This is a genomic window from Synechococcus sp. BMK-MC-1 (assembly GCF_014279955.1).
Lineage (GTDB): Bacteria > Cyanobacteriota > Cyanobacteriia > PCC-6307 > Cyanobiaceae > Synechococcus_C.
Map to the genome: position 1 here is coordinate 182,695 of NZ_CP047939.1, position 14,681 is coordinate 197,375.

Sequence of the window (14,681 nt, forward strand, 5' to 3'; positions counted from 1 at the left end):
TGCAACGAAACCGGATCCATGACCCAGCTTCACGATCTGCGGTTGAGGCTTCTTGTTCAGCAGGAAAGCGAGCGCATTGCCGACTCCCAGCCTGCTGACCTCGATTTGTCGGTGGTTCAAGCCCGTTGCCTCTGCTGGCTGGCTCTGTTGGCTGAAGCCCATGAGGATCAGGCCAGCGACGCCGAGCGCCGCGGTGATACGGAACAGGCCATGGGTTGGTTTGCCGACTCCATGCGCTTGCGCGATGTGATCCAGGTGGTCACCTCCATTGAGATTCCCCTGCCAGGCGTTGTCGATGGCGACGACGGTGGATTTTCCTCGGAACCACCGCTGGCGGCCTGATCAGGTGTCATGATGAAGATTGAGCTGTGGGTCGTCGGTGCCAGAAGAGCCCTGTCAATGCCCGGACTGTCAACGCTTCTACCGGGAGCATGATCGACTGATCCGGGAAAATCCAACCCTGCGTCAGCAGCAGGAGTTGAGCTGGGCGGCCCTCCAGTCGTTCCGCACCCTCTCAGGTCGGGTGCTCGAAGATCTCCAGAAGCAGCACGGCCCTCGCCCCAGCGACGGCCAGGTGCACGCCACCCCCGTTGGTGGCGGTGATGAACCCACCGACGCCCTTCAGCAGGCCATGGCCGATCTGGAGAACATCAACGCTCACTTGTTCTCGATTGAGGCCTTGATGGAGCGCATCTTTGATGTGCGCGTGCCTGAGGACATCGAGCAAAAATTCCGTGAACTGGCCGGCGAGCTGGCCCCCGATCCTCTCAATGCCGATCGGCTGCGTCTCAATCGCCTGCTGCACCAAACCCCGGATCTACCCGACCGCGGCTGAGCGCCGGCAGAGCCGAGCGATCATCCCTTCCTCATCGGCTGGCACGATCACCATCTCCAGGTTGGGCATCCAGCTCAGGGCCTCTGTAAGTTCCGCTCGCAGGGCTTGATCGTGTTCGCCGATTCCTCCGGTGAGTGCCAGCACATCCACGCCCCGCAGGCTGGCGGCCATGGCGCCGATCAGCTGCAGCAAACGCTGCCGGAACACATCCAGCGCCAGCTGCGCTCCCTGGTGGCCTGCTGCCGCCTGCTCGCGGATCTCACGCATGTCGCCGCTCAGGCCGGAGAGCCCCTTCAGGCCTGCCTGCTTCTGCAGCAGATCCGCCAGCTCGGCTTCGCCCATGCCGTCGCGCAGGAGTTCCAGCAGCAGCCCCGGATCCACGTTGCCGCTGCGGCTGGCCATCACCAGCCCCTCCAATGGTGTGTAGCCCATGGTGGTGTCGATGCAGCGTCCGCCCTGGATCGCGGCCAACGAAGCTCCGGCCCCCAGGTGGGCGCTGATCATGCGCAGCTTGTTGGCATTCCGGCCCTGTTGCTGCCACTGGGCTGCCACGGTGTCAGCCACATGCTGGTGGTTGATGCCATGGAAGCCGAAGCGCCGGAAGCCCCGCTGGCGCAGCTCGGCTGGCAAGGCATAGGTGCTGGCCGCCGCCGGCAGGGTGCTGTGGAAGGCGGTGTCGAAACAGGCCCATTGGGGCAGATCTGGCGCCCAGCCGCGCGCCCAGGCCAGACCCTTCAGGGCCGGGGGATTGTGCAGCGGAGCCAGGGGCACCAGCTCCTGCAGGGTGGCTTCCAGCGCCGCATCGATGCGGGTGGGAGCGGTGAAGCGCTCGCCGCCATGCACCATCCGGTGGCCCACCAGGGTGATGCCCTCGCGATAGGGCGCCAGTTCGGGCGCCAGCCAGCTGCTCAGCACTCCATCCAGGCTCTCCTCTGGCTGAAGGCTGCGCCCGCTGTGCCAAGGAAAGGCCCCGGTGGAGTCCACCAGGGCCGCCTTCAGGCTGGAGCTGCCGAGATTGATGACCAGCGCCAGGTCTTGCATCCGTGGGGCCTCAGCGCACGTCGCAGGTGATCTCCACCGGCATCGCCTCCACCTTCCAGATGTCGCGGCAGTAGTCGCGGATCGAGCGGTCGGAGGAGAAGAAGCCGCTGCGGGCCGTGTTCAGCAGGCTCATGCGGTTCCAGTGCATGCGGTCCGTCCAGGCACGGCTCACCGCGTCCTGCGCCCGCAGGTAGTCGGCGAAGTCGGCCATCACGAAGAAGGGGTCATTGCCGGTGAGGTTGTCGAGCAGCGGGCGGAACAGCTCGCCGTCGCCGTTGCTGAAGTGACCGATCTCCACCAGGCGGATGGCTTCCGCCAGCTCGGGGAGCGATTGGATCACCTCCCAGGGGCAATAGCCGCCCTGCTTGAGGGCCGCGATCTCCTCCACCGTTTTGCCGAACAGGAAGAAGTTCTCACCACCCACAAGCTCCCGGATCTCCACATTGGCGCCATCGAGGGTGCCGATGGTGAGGGCGCCGTTCATGGCGAACTTCATGTTGCCGGTGCCCGAGGCTTCCTTGCCCGCCGTGGAGATCTGCTCGGACAGATCCGAGGCGGGATACACCTGTTCGCCGAGTTTCACGTTGTAATCCGGCAGGAACACCACCCGCAGGCGGCCGTCCATGTCGGGGTCGGCATTGATCGTTTCGGCGATGCCGTTGATGAAGCGGATGATCAGCTTGGCCATGTAGTAGCCGGGAGCCGCCTTGCCGCCGAAGATCACCGTGCGCGGGGCCATGCCATCGGCCTGGCCGTTCTTGATGCGCAGGTACTGGGTGATCACCTGCAGGGCATTGAGGTGCTGGCGCTTGTACTCGTGGATGCGCTTCACCTGCACGTCGAACAGGCTGGAGGGATCCACCAGCACGCCGGTGTTGCGGTGGATGTAGCCCGAAAGCTTGCGCTTCACCGAGAGCTTGGTGTTGCCCCAGTGCTCCAGGAAGCCATGGTCATGCTGACGCTCCTCGAGGCGGCGCAGCTGCTCCATGTCGGTGATCCAACCTTGGCCCACATGCTCATCGAGCAGGGTTGAGAGCTCGGGGTTGGAGAGAGCCACCCAGCGGCGCGGGGTCACGCCATTGGTCACGTTGGTGAACTTCTCCGGCCAGAGTTCGGCGAACTCCGGCATCAGCTGTTCACGCACCAGATCGGAGTGCAGCGCGGCCACGCCATTCACATGGTGGGCGCCGATGGTGGCCAGGTGGGCCATGCGCACGGCCTTGCAGCCGTCTTCATCGATGATCGAGAGCTTGCGCTGGATGGCGTCATTGCCTGGGTAGCGCAAGCGCACTTGTTGCAGGAAGCGGCGGTTGATCTCGTAGATCAGCTCCAGGTGGCGGGGCAGCAGGCTGCTGAACAGGTTCAGGTCCCACTTCTCAAGGGCTTCCGGCAGCAGGGTGTGGTTGGTGTAGGCCACCGAGCGGGTGGTGATGTCCCAGGCCTTCTCCCACTCCAGGTGACGGTCGTCGATCAGCAGGCGCATCAGCTCCGCCACGGCGATGGCGGGGTGGGTGTCGTTGAGCTGAACGGTCCAGTACTCGGGGAAGTTCTCCACCGACAGGCCGCGGCTGTCGAGGCTGCGCAGCATGTCCTGCAGGGAGCAGCTCACGAAGAAGTGCTGCTGCTTGAGGCGCAGGCGGCGACCTTCATCGGTGCCGTCGTTGGGATACAGCACCTTGGAGAGGGTTTCACTGCCCACCTTCTCTTCCACGGCGCCGTAGTAATCGCCGATGTTGAAGGCGTAGAAATCGAAGCTTTCGGTGGCATCGGCCCGCCACAGGCGCAGGCGGTCGCAGGTGTTCACGCGGTAGCCCAGCACGGGCACGTCGTGGGGAACGCCGATGGCGTGCTCCGACGGAATCCAGCGGGAGCGGTAGCTGCCCTTGTCGTCGATGTAGCTCTCCGTGCGGCCGCCGAAGCCCACGAAGCAGGCCTGGTCGGGCTGGGGCAGTTCCCAGGGCCAGCCGCCCTTGAGCCACTTGTCGGTGACTTCCACCTGCCAGCCATCGCGGATCAGCTGGTCGAAGATGCCGAACTCGTAGCGGATGCCGTAGCCGGTGGCTGGGATCTCCAGGCTGGCCAGCGACTCCATGTAGCAGGCGGCCAGGCGGCCCAGGCCGCCATTGCCCAGCCCGGGCTCTTCTTCCACCTCCAGGATCTGCTGCAGGGATTCGATGCCGAAGCGCTTGAGCGCTTCTTCCGCTTCCTTCTGGATGCCCAGGTTCAGCAGGTTGTTGGCCAGCTGGGGGCCAATCAGGAATTCGGCGGAGAGGTAGGCCACCGTGCGTTGCGGTCTGGCGCGGATCGCCTCCTTGCTGGCGAGGAAGCGGGTCATCAGACGGTCGCGCACCGCGTAGCTCAGGGCCATGTAGAGGTCATGGCGGCTGGCGGAGGGCGCGAGCTTGCCGAGGGTGAAGAACAGGTGCTCGGTCATGCCGTCGAAGACGGACTCGGCATCCAGGCCGGCCCGTTCGGGATCGGCATAACAGCCGGGGGTGGGCAGACGCAGGTCGACGGGCTGGGAACTACTCATTGGAAGGGGGCAAAGGGGCTGAGAACGTGAACATTGAGGTCTGGATCAGCGCTGCGGTTCAGACGCTGCAGGAGCTGCGGCCCAGGCTCCAACGCCAGTTGTTGATCTCGGGCGCATCGGTGCCGTGCTCATGGGCGTAGGCGCGGTGCTTGTGGATCTCGTCTTTCATCTGCTCCTTCACGTGGGCGGCCCGGGATCCGAGCGACTCCACCCGGTCGATGACATCGATCACCAGGTTGAAGCGGTCGATCTGGTTGCAGATCGCCAGTTCGAGCGGGGTGTTGATGTTGCCCTGCTCCTTGTAACCGCGCACGTGGAAGTTGTTGTGGTTCGGGCGGTTGTAGGTGAGGCGGTGGATCAGCCAGGGATAGCCGTGGAAGTTGAAGATCACCGGTTTGTCGGGTGTGAACAGGCTTTCGAAGTCCCGGTCACTGAGGCCGTGGGGGTGGTCCTTCGGGTTGGCCATGGCGAACAGCTTCACCACGTTCACGTAGCGAACCTTGAGATGGGGGATTTCTGAACGCAGAATCTCGATCGCCGCCAGGCATTCCTTGGTGGGGATGTCGCCGGCGGAGGCGAGCACCACGTCGGGCTCGTCCGGATCGATGCCGCAGTTGTCGTTGCAGGCCCACTCCCAGATGCCGGCGCCTTTGGCCACATGGCGGCGCGCCTCATCGAGCGTGAGGTACTGCAGGTGCTTCTGCTTGTCCGACACGATGATGTTGGCCACATCGGTTTCGGTGAGCGCCTTTTCGGCCACGGCCAGCAGGCTGTTGGCATCGGCCGGCAGATACACGCGGGTGATGCTGCCCTTCTTGTTGCCGGCCAGATCCATGAAGCCGGGATCCTGGTGGGTGAAGCCGTTGTGGTCCTGACGCCACACGGTGGAAGAGATCAGGCAATTCCAGGGAGCGATCGGCGCTCTCCAGGGAATCTCCTCGCAGTGCTCCAGCCATTTGCAGTGCTGGTTGTACATCGAGGCCACCACGTGGGCGAAGGCCTCGTAGGTGTGGAAGAAGCCGTAGCGGCCGGTGAGCAGGTAGCCATCCATCATTCCCACCAGGGTGTGCTCGGAGAGCATCTCCACCACGGCGCCGTCGCGGGACAGCTCGCTGCCGTTGAGGTCTTCAGGCAGGAAGTTCGCCATCCACGCTTTCTTGGTGGTTTCGTACACGGCCTGAAGGCGGTTGGAGGCCGTTTCGTCCGGGCCGAAGAGGCGATAACCGCCGGGGTTGTTGCTGATCAGATCGCGGATCAGTTCACCCAGGGGGTAGGTGTTCTCCTTCTCCGTCGTGCCGGGGATCTCCACGGGCACTTCGTAGTTGCGCAGCTCCGGGAAGCGCAGATCTTTGCGCAACACCCCACCGTTGGTGTGGGGATTGGAGCCCATGCGCCGGTCTCCTTTGGGGGATAACGCCCGGATCTCTTCGCGCACGGCACCGTTGTCATCAAAGAGCTCCCAGGGGCGGTAGCTCTTCATCCAGTCCTCCAGCAGCTGCAGGTGATCGGGATTGGTTTTCACATCGCCGATCGGCACCTGGTGGGAGCGCCAGAAGTTCTCGATCTTCTTGCCGTCGAGTTCCTGCGGGCCGGTCCAGCCCTTGGGAGAGCGGAGCACGATCATCGGCCAACGGGGGCGGAAAGCCTCACCGCTGTTACGGGCCTGCTCCTGGATGGCCCGGATCTCGAGCACGGCCTGCTCCATGGCCACCGCCATCTTGCGGTGCATCTCCATGGGATCGGAGCCTTCCACGAAGATCGGCGTCCAGCCCAGCCCGCGGAAGAGGCTTTCCAGCTCCTCGTGGTCGATGCGGCTGAGGATGGTGGGGTTGGCGATCTTGTAGCCGTTGAGGTGCAGCACCGGCAGCACGGCGCCGTCTTTGATCGGGTTGAGGAATTTGTTGATGTGCCAGCTGGTGGCCAGAGGGCCGGTCTCCGCCTCGCCGTCACCCACGCAGGCGATCGTGATCAGCTCCGGGTTGTCGAAGACGGATCCGGCGGCATGGGAGAGCACATAGCCGAGTTCACCACCCTCGTGAATCGAGCCGGGCATCTCCGCGGTGCAGTGGCTGCCGATGTGCCCCGGGAAGGAGAACATCTTGAAGAACTTCTTCAGGCCGGCTTCGTCCAGCGACTTGTCGGGATAGCGCTCGCTGTAGCTGCCGTCGATGTACACCGGACCGCGGGCGCCGGGGGCTCCATGGCCTGGACCAGACATGTAGATCATGTCCAGGTCGTAGGCGTTGATCAGGCGGTTGGCGTGGGTCCAGATGAAGGCCTGGCCTGGGCTGGAGCCCCAGTGGCCCAGGAGCCGATTCTTGATGTGCTCGGGCTGCAGAGGCTCCCGCAGCAGCGGATTGTCTTGCAGATAAATCATTCCCACCGCCAGATAGTTGGCGGCCCTCCAGTAGGCATCGAGGCGCCGCAGTTCGTCATCCGCTGGCGCCTGAAGGTGTTCAGAGCCTGAGAGATGCAGGAAGGGAGTGACCGTCATGCGATGCCCGAAGCAAAACTGGGTACGCGGAAGGTAGCCAGCTCAAACGGGTGCGTTCGTTAAGAACCGCACATCCGCACCGTGGCCCATCGCACGTCGGTTCGGCAGGGGGGCATGCGGTGCAAAACCCCGTTTACGGATAAGGTCCGCGGGAGAGGCCCCAACGATTCCGATGCTCGCTACTGCGATGCCGCCCCTGCTGATGCCCTTGCTTGGGGAAATTTCTGCCCACGATCTTGAAATGGCCGAAACCCTGATCGGGGTGGCCCGTTTCGCCCTGATCTTCGTGGCCGCGCGCGTGCTGGCGGAGGTGCTGGTGCGCCTTCAGCTGCCCACGATCCTTGGGGAACTGCTCGCCGGGGTGCTGATCGGTGCCTCTGGTTTGCACCTGTTGGTGCCGCCGGAAACGCAAGTGGAGCTCAGCAATGGGGTGATCAGCCTGGTGAGCGGCCTGGTGAATGTCCCCCCGGATGCTGTGCCGGAGATCTACAACGAGAGCTTCCCCTCGCTGGAAGCGGTGGCCGAGCTCGGGCTTTACGCCCTGCTCTTTCTCACCGGCCTGGAGAGTGAACTGGAGGAGCTGATCGCCGTTGGCGCCCAGGCGTTCACCGTGGCTGTGGCGGGTGTGGTGCTCCCCTTTGCCTTTGGCACCTGGGGACTGATGGCCATCTTCCATGTGGATGCCATTCCGGCGATCTTTGCCGGCGCCTCGATGACGGCCACGAGCATCGGCATCACCGCCAGCGTGTTCGGTGAACTCGGCTTCCTCAAAACCCGGGAGGGGCAGATTGTGATCGGCGCCGCCGTACTCGACGACATCCTCGGCATCGTGATCCTGGCCGTGGTGGTGGCTCTGGCCTCCGGCGGCAACCTGGAAATCGGCCCGATCGTGAAGCTCGTGGCTGCTGCTGCAGTGTTCGTGGTGGCTGCCATTGGCCTCAGCCGCACCGCTGCTCCGGCCTTCGACTGGATGATCGACAAGCTCAAGGCACCCGGTGAAGTGTTGGTGGCGTCGTTTGTGATCCTGGCCCTGAGCTGCTTCACCGCCACGGCCATCGGCCTTGAAGCTGCTCTCGGCGCGTTCGCGGCAGGTCTGATTCTCAGCAGCTCCAAACACAATCACGCCATTCAGCAGGCGGTGCTGCCGATCGTGACCCTGTTCGCCACCATCTTCTTCGTGCTGGTGGGCGCCGGTATGGATCTCTCAGTGATCAATCCGTCTGACCCCTCCAGCCGCACGGCGCTGGTGGTCGCTGGCTTCCTGTTTGTGGTTGCCGTGATCGGCAAAATTGCCGCTGGCTGGGCCTTCCTCAGCAAGCAGCCCACCCGCCGCTTGGTGGTGGGTCTGGGGATGATGCCCCGCGGCGAAGTGGGCCTGATCTTCCTGGGTCTGGGCACCAGCGCCAAGCTGCTGTCCCCCTCGCTGGAGGCAGCCATCCTCTTGATGGTGATCGGCACCACCTTCCTGGCACCCGTGCTGCTGCGCCTCGTAATTGGCGGCAACAAGCCTGACGACGGCGACAGCGTCAGCGATGATGTGGCTGCCGAGCCGGTGGGCCTGCTTTAACGCCGGGCCAGGCTGATGAACAGCCCCCAGCCGATGCTGATCAACGCCAGGCTGGAGGCCCAGCCTGGTCCGAGGGCCCAGGCCAGGATCAGCTGCGTTACCACTCCCACGGCCAAGGCCAGGAGCAGGCTGCTGATCACCAGGGCGGCCTGACGCCACGATTCATTCAGCGGGCCCCCTTCCAGGCTCGCTTCAAACCGGCTCAAGGGTCCGCTGAGCGGAAGGTAGAGGGCCAACGCCCAGAACAATCCACCGCTGAGGGTGGCTCCCTGAAGCAATGGGCTGACGCTGTCGTCGTACATCGCAGGTCTGGCGGCCCGGTGGACCACCGCAAGAACGGGATGCCTAGCATCGCGGTCCGAAGCGGTAGGTGTGGTGAGCAACGACCAGGCAGCGTGGTGGCAGTTCCGGGGCCATGCCGTGCACGGTCTGTGCGCGGGCGATGACCCGGCCCAGAACCCCCAGGTGAAGGAGCGCCCTGCCCTGCTCTTGGTGCATGGTTTCGGTGCCTCCACGGATCACTGGCGGCACAACATTCCTGTGCTGGCTCAGACCCATGAGGTGCATGCCGTGGATCTGCTCGGGTTCGGACGCAGCGCCAAACCCGCAGCACTCAGCTACGGCGGTGCGCTCTGGCGCGATCAGCTGGTGGCGTATGTGCAGGAGCGCATTGGCCGCCCCACGGTGATCGCCGGCAATTCCCTGGGGGGCTTTGCCGCCTTGGCGGCCGGTGCCGCGCTTGGAGACCAGGCCGCTGGGGTGGTGCTGCTCAATGCCGCAGGTCCCTTCAGCGACGAACAGACCGCCAGCCCGGGGGGGTGGGGGGCGATCGCCCGGCGCACCATCGGTTCTGCCTTGCTGAAGAGTCCGGTGCTGCAGCGGTTGTTGTTTGAAAATCTGCGTCGGCCCGCCACCATCCGCCGCACCCTGCGGCAGGTGTACATCGACAAGACCAATGTGGATGATTGGCTCGTGGAGTCGATCCGCCGCCCGTCGCTGGATCCGGGAGCCTTCGGGGTGTTCCGCACCGTGTTCGACATCCCCCGCGGCCAGCCCCTCGATGAGCTGTTTGCCCACCTGCAGGCGCCGTTGCTGCTGCTGTGGGGGATCCGCGATCCCTGGATCAATGCCGCCGGACGGCGTTCGAGCTTCCAGCGCCATGCTCCGGAGAACACCACCGAAGTGGTGCTCGACGCCGGCCATTGCCCCCACGATGAGGTTCCCGATCAGGTGAACCGGGCCTTGCTGGACTGGCTGGCAGCCCGTGTTGGCGAGAACACCTTGGATCTGCAGCCAGCCCGGTAATTTCCGGCCAATCTTGGGTGTGCAAGTCCTGTGGCCATGACCTTCCGCCAGCAGTCCGCTCCCTACGCCCACTGGGAGTATGTGCATCCCAGCAGTGGCGATCGTTTGCGCATCGTGCCGGAGCGCGGCGGTTTGGTGAGTGAGTGGCTCTGCAACGGCCGCGAAGTGCTCTATTTCGATCAGGAGCGCTACGCCGACCCTGCCAAGAGCATCCGCGGCGGCATTCCCGTGTTGTTCCCCATCTGCGGCAACCTGCCCGACGACAGCCTTCCTCGGGCCAGCGGCACTTACACCCTCAAACAGCACGGCTTTGCCCGCAACCTTCCCTGGACGATCGAGCTGCTCGACGATCAAAGTGGTGTGCGGCTCAGCCTGGTGGACACCCCCGAAACCCGGACGGCCTATCCCTTCGCCTTCCGGGTGCAGATGGACGTGCGCCCCGTCGCCTCAGCGCTGGAGATCGTGACCACGGTCACCAACACCTCGGCGGAAGGCGGCGAGGCCATGCCCTTCAGCTTCGGTCTGCATCCCTATTTCAACGTGACCGACCTGGCCCAGACCCAGCTCGAGGGGCTCGCAACCCGCTGCCTCAACCACCTGGAGATGGCCGATGCCGAGACGGCATCCCAGCTCAGCCGTCTGCCCGACGGCGTGGACTTCCTCACCCGTCCCTCCGGGCCGGTGACCCTGGTGGACACCGCGGCTGGCACCCGACTGCAGCTCCAGCACCACGAACCGATGGACCTCACCGTGGTGTGGACCGAGCCTCCCCGTCCGATGGTGTGCCTTGAACCCTGGACGGGGCCGCGCCAATCCCTGATCAGTGGTGACCGCAAGCTCGAACTGGCAGCCGGCCAGAGCAGCACCCTCACCTGCCGCTACGCGCTGAGCTGAGAACGTCTCAGCTAAGGGGTGTGGCCACCCCTGGCAGGCGGCCTCGCGCCAGTTGCAGTCTGGGGTCGAACTGTCTTTTCACGGCCTCGATCAGGGGGCGGGAGGGAGCATCCAACCAGGCCTCGAGCTCTGGTTGGTGCTCCGCCCCTGACGGTTGAATCAGCACCGTGAGCTCGCCTCCAAGGTCGCTCACGTGCCGGCGCAAGGCTGCGATCGCGTAGGCGGGGGTGGCTGGACCCTGCACCTGCCAGGCATCACCGCTGCCCCGTCCGGCACTGAGGCGCCAACACCAGCCTGGGAGTTGATGGCAGCTGGCACTGGCCAGCAGTTCGGCGCAACGGGCCGGCGGCAGGTTGAGGCGCAGCAACCAGGCTGGATCGCATCCGGGAGCGATCGGATCGGGCAGCGGATCGCTCCAGCTCTGGCGCTCGCTGCCGAGGTTCTGCGCACCAGCCAAGGCCTCGATCTGATGGAGCTGGTCGTGCACAGCGGCATCACTGATGCTGGCCACTCCCAAGCGCAGGCAGCAGCCCTCAGCCTCGTTCTGGTCCCAGTCGATCCAGTCGGGCGTGAAGCCTCCCGCCACTACCGCCTGCCGCAGTGGCTCGAGGGCGGAGGGCTCTCCTCGCACCAGCAACTGGCCTCGCGCCATGCGGATGGGCTGTACCCGCAGCGTCACCCCCGTGATCAGGGCCAGGCTGCCCCAGCTGCCGCAGAGCAGCCGCATCAGGTCGTAGCCGGCCACGTTTTTCACGACCCGCCCGCCGGCCTTGGCGGCAACGCCATCGCTGCGCATCAGGCGGATGCCGATCAGTTGATCGCGCACTCCCAGATGGCGCTGGTGCAAGCTGCCGGAGAGTCCTCGGGCCACCAACCCGCCCACCGTTCCGGCGCTGCTCCCCAGGTCCGCTGCCGTGCCCCAGGGCCAGTCCACCGGCAGCCACTGCCCGCGCTCGGCCAGGGCGTGCTGCAGATCGGCCAGGGGCAACCCGGCCTCCACGGTGATCGTGAGGTCATCCACGGCGTGGTCGATGATTCCGTTCAACCGACGGGTGCTCACGGCCGGTCCGGCCTGCTGCAGTGGCGCTCCCCAGTGCAGGCGGGTTGCTAGGCCCGCCGGCGTCCAGGGACGGCCACTGGCATGCAGGTCGCGCACCAGGGCGCTCAGCTCGGCTTCGCTCTGCGGCTGCAGCAGCGTTTCGGAGTGGACCATTGGTGCTGAATCAGTGATGGTCGGATCCGTTGCGCGCCATGATCGTGCCATGACCATCGTTGTGATCGACGACGATCCCACTGGGTCGCAGACGGTGCACAGCTGCCCGCTGTTGTTGCGCTGGGATGTGGACAGCCTGCGCCGGGGCCTGCGCCATCGCTCGCCGCTGCTGTTTGTTCTCGCCAATACCCGTGCGCTCTCGGCTGATGCGGCGGCTGAGCGCAACCGGGAGATCGTGGATGCCCTCCAACAGGCTTTGGAGGCTGAGGCCATCCCCGAGTCCGATCTCCTGCTGGTGAGTCGGGGCGATTCCACGTTGCGCGGCCACGGCGTGCTCGAACCGGCCGTTCTCGCCGAGGAGCTGGAAGCTCGTTTTGGACCTGTGGATGCCACCTTGCATGTGCCGGCCTTTCTGCCAGGGGGGCGCACCACCGTGGATGGGGTGCACCTGCTGCATGGCGAACCGGTGCACACCACGGCCTTCGCCCAAGACCGAAGCTTCGGCTTCAGCACCAGTGCTCTCGATGCCTGGCTGGAAGAAAAGAGCGGAGGAACGATTCCGGCGCAAGCGGTGCTGCGGCTGGGGGGAGACCTGCTCGATCGGGCCGCTGATGCACCCTCCGCGGGGGCTGAGGAGTTGCTGGCTTGGTTGCAGGCGCTGCAGGGCAACGTGTCGGTGGTGGTGGATGCGGAGCGCCCCGAGCAGCTGGATGCCCTCGGCGCTGCGGTGCGCCGGTTGCAGGGGCGCAAGCGTTTGTTGTTCCGCGCCGCTGCCAGCCTGATCAATGGGCTGGTGAATGCTGGCGAGGAGCCCCTGGGGCCCCAGCCCTTGTCTGCGCCTGCGCTGGCCAATCTGCGTTGCCTGGATTCAAGGGGCGTGGCCTTGCCCGGTCTGGTGCTGGTGGGGTCCCATGTGCCCCTGGCCGATGCGCAGCTGGCCGAGCTGCTCAAGGATGGCCGATGCGCCGGCCTGGAGCTTCCCGTCGCTCGGATTGCTCGGGTGCTGGAGGGGGGCACGCCGGATCTGCTGCTGGCTGATCTTGAGCAGGAGTGGGGGGAGCACCTCCAGGGCTGTCTGGCCCAGGGACGCACACCGGTGCTTTACACCAGCCGCGGTGAACTCACGTTCGGCGGGGGCGCTTCGGCTCAGCGCCGGCGCCGGCAGTTTGGTCTGGCCCTGGCCCAGCTCACCGCCCGCCTTGTGGCGGCATGCGCACCGCAGTTGGGTTATGTGATCAGCAAGGGCGGCATCACCACCGGCACCCTGCTGGCGGAGGGTCTGCAGCTGGAGGCCGTTCAGCTCGAAGGGCAGTTGCTGCCTGGGTTGTCACTGGTGAGGCCTTGGGTGCCTGCAGGGTTGCCCTGGCATGACCTGCCGATCGTGACCTTCCCGGGAAATCTGGGGGACCGCAACACCCTGGCGCAGGCTTGGCGCTTGATGGAGGCGGGTTCAGGCGGCGTCGGCTGAGGTCGTTGACTCCAGGCTCAGCCCAGCGGCGCGGGCCAGTAACTCCATCGGATGCCGCACCTCCGGCCCGTCCTGTTGCAGGTGGCGACGCAGTTGCAGGCTGCAGCCGATGTTGGCGCTGGCGATCACGCTGGCGCCGGTGCGGCTGAGATCCTCCACCTTGAGCTGCCCCAGTTCAGCTGCTTCCTGGGGTTGCACCAGGTTGTAGATCCCGGCACTGCCGCAGCACACCCCGGCTTCCGTGGCCTCCCGCAGCTGCAGGTCGGGGATGCTGCGCAGCAACGACCGCGGCTCGCTGCTGATGCCCTGCCCATGGATCATGTGGCAGGCGTCGTGATAAGCCACGGTGATCGGCAGAGGCTGCAAAGCAGCGCGGAACGACGCCGACAGGCCCCGTGCTGCAAGAAATTCATGCACGTCGAGCACGGGGCAGGAGAAGCTGTTTTGCTCGTCACCGAGGAGTTCGCCATAGGCCTTCAGCGTGTGGCCGCAGCCCGATGCGGCCACCAGCACGGCATCGAGCCCCTCGGGTCCTGCGGCCGCCGCGAAGCTGCGCACCAGATCACTAGCGAGGGAGCGGGTCTGCTCCATCTGTCCCTGGTGATGGCTGACCGCACCGCAGCAGCCCTGGTCGGCAGGGACCACCACCTCGAAGCCATTGGCTTGCAAAACAGCCAGGGTGGCTGCATTCACCTGAGGGTCAAAGCAGCGCTGCACGCAGCCCAACACCAGGCCCACGCGGCCGCGGCGTTCGCCTTGGGCCGCTGTCACCAGCGGGAAGCGATCGGCGAAGCCTCCCGCTGCCAGGGGCGGCAGCAGCGCTTCCATGGCTTCGAGTTGGGGCCCGAGCAGGCGGGTGAGGCCGCTGCGCCGGACCAGGGTCTGCAGCGGCCCTCCCGCATAGGCCCGCAAGGGGGTGAGCAGAGCGCGCAGGCGGCTGGGATAGGGCAGCACCGCCAGCAGCAGCTGCCGGAAGGTCTGTTGCCAGGGGCTGCGCAGCTCCGCGCTGTTCAGTTTCGGCCGGGTGGCTTCGATCAGCTGGTCGTAGCGCACGCCGGAGGGGCAGGCGCTCACACAGGCGAAGCACCCCAGGCAACTGTCGAAGTGGGACGCCACGGTGGCATCGAGCGCGAGCTCACCCGCTTCAATCGCTTTAAGGGTGTGGATACGGCCGCGGGGGGAATCCATCTCCGTGCCGAGCACCCGGTAGCTCGCGCAGGTGGGCAGGCAGAAGCCGCAGTGCACGCAGGGGTCGGTGACACCGTCTGGGAGGCCAGGTAGAGTCTGCATCTCGGTTGGAAAGCTCGGCTGCAAGCTCATCACGCCATTTT

General features: G+C 65.5%; 12 protein-coding genes. 6 read left to right on the plus strand and 6 right to left on the minus strand.

Going from position 1 to position 14,681, the window contains the following annotated elements; translation table 11 throughout:
• Window positions 1–18 precede the first annotated feature (18 nt).
• Window positions 19–342, plus strand: a complete 324-nt coding sequence (locus SynBMKMC1_RS00915) for a hypothetical protein (protein WP_186472379.1) — start codon at window positions 19–21, stop codon at window positions 340–342.
• Window positions 343–379: 37 nt separating this feature from the next.
• Complete coding sequence (locus tag SynBMKMC1_RS00920) at window positions 380–835, plus strand: hypothetical protein (protein WP_011932136.1); 456 nt, start codon at window positions 380–382, stop codon at window positions 833–835.
• Here the strand turns inward: SynBMKMC1_RS00920 and SynBMKMC1_RS00925 are convergent.
• Genes SynBMKMC1_RS00925 through SynBMKMC1_RS00935 form a run of 3 tightly spaced genes read right to left on the minus strand, consistent with a single transcriptional unit; the run spans window position 818 to window position 6,903 of the window.
• The gene (locus SynBMKMC1_RS00925) at window positions 818–1,876 is read right to left on the minus strand and encodes an acetate/propionate family kinase (RefSeq protein WP_186472380.1); all 1,059 of its coding nucleotides are present in this window, start codon (window positions 1,874–1,876) and stop codon (window positions 818–820) included. The genes SynBMKMC1_RS00920 and SynBMKMC1_RS00925 overlap by 18 nt on opposite strands.
• A 10-nt stretch (window positions 1,877–1,886) precedes the next feature.
• On the minus strand, window positions 1,887–4,409 hold the full coding sequence (locus tag SynBMKMC1_RS00930) for a glycogen/starch/alpha-glucan phosphorylase (RefSeq protein ID WP_186472381.1): 2,523 nt from the start codon (window positions 4,407–4,409) through the stop codon (window positions 1,887–1,889).
• A 58-nt stretch (window positions 4,410–4,467) separates the two neighbouring features.
• On the minus strand, window positions 4,468–6,903 hold the full coding sequence (locus tag SynBMKMC1_RS00935) for a phosphoketolase (RefSeq protein WP_186472382.1): 2,436 nt from the start codon (window positions 6,901–6,903) through the stop codon (window positions 4,468–4,470).
• A 172-nt stretch (window positions 6,904–7,075) separates the two neighbouring features.
• Between SynBMKMC1_RS00935 and SynBMKMC1_RS00940 the strand changes: the two genes are divergently transcribed.
• Window positions 7,076–8,470: a cation:proton antiporter gene (locus SynBMKMC1_RS00940; RefSeq protein WP_186472383.1), complete on the plus strand. Its 1,395-nt coding sequence runs from the start codon at window positions 7,076–7,078 to the stop codon at window positions 8,468–8,470.
• On the opposite strand, the gene SynBMKMC1_RS00945 is transcribed toward SynBMKMC1_RS00940, so the two are convergent.
• On the minus strand, window positions 8,467–8,772 hold the full coding sequence (locus SynBMKMC1_RS00945; RefSeq protein ID WP_011932141.1) for a hypothetical protein: 306 nt from the start codon (window positions 8,770–8,772) through the stop codon (window positions 8,467–8,469). The two genes, SynBMKMC1_RS00940 and SynBMKMC1_RS00945, sit on opposite strands and share 4 nt — an antisense overlap.
• Window positions 8,773–8,842: 70 nt before the next feature.
• Here SynBMKMC1_RS00945 and SynBMKMC1_RS00950 point away from each other — a divergent pair, with 70 nt between their 5' ends.
• Together SynBMKMC1_RS00950 and SynBMKMC1_RS00955 are read left to right on the plus strand one after the other, a co-directional pair.
• Window positions 8,843–9,775 (plus strand): alpha/beta fold hydrolase, encoded by a 933-nt coding sequence (locus SynBMKMC1_RS00950; protein WP_186472384.1) that lies wholly within the window; start codon window positions 8,843–8,845, stop codon window positions 9,773–9,775.
• Window positions 9,776–9,811: 36 nt separating this feature from the next.
• Window positions 9,812–10,669: a galactose mutarotase gene (locus SynBMKMC1_RS00955; RefSeq protein ID WP_186472385.1), complete on the plus strand. Its 858-nt coding sequence runs from the start codon at window positions 9,812–9,814 to the stop codon at window positions 10,667–10,669.
• A 7-nt stretch (window positions 10,670–10,676) separates the two neighbouring features.
• Here the strand turns inward: SynBMKMC1_RS00955 and SynBMKMC1_RS00960 are convergent, their stop codons facing one another.
• Entirely contained in the window at window positions 10,677–11,882 is a 1,206-nt protein-coding gene (locus SynBMKMC1_RS00960; RefSeq protein WP_186472386.1) for an FAD-binding oxidoreductase, read from the minus strand.
• Between the two features lie 49 nt (window positions 11,883–11,931).
• Here SynBMKMC1_RS00960 and SynBMKMC1_RS00965 point away from each other — a divergent pair, with 49 nt between their 5' ends.
• The gene (locus SynBMKMC1_RS00965) at window positions 11,932–13,350 is read left to right on the plus strand and encodes a four-carbon acid sugar kinase family protein (protein WP_186473264.1); all 1,419 of its coding nucleotides are present in this window, start codon (window positions 11,932–11,934) and stop codon (window positions 13,348–13,350) included.
• On the opposite strand, the gene SynBMKMC1_RS00970 is transcribed toward SynBMKMC1_RS00965, so the two are convergent.
• On the minus strand, window positions 13,333–14,640 hold the full coding sequence (locus SynBMKMC1_RS00970) for a (Fe-S)-binding protein (RefSeq protein WP_186472387.1): 1,308 nt from the start codon (window positions 14,638–14,640) through the stop codon (window positions 13,333–13,335). The genes SynBMKMC1_RS00965 and SynBMKMC1_RS00970 overlap by 18 nt on opposite strands.
• Between the last annotated feature and the right edge of the window lie 41 nt (window positions 14,641–14,681).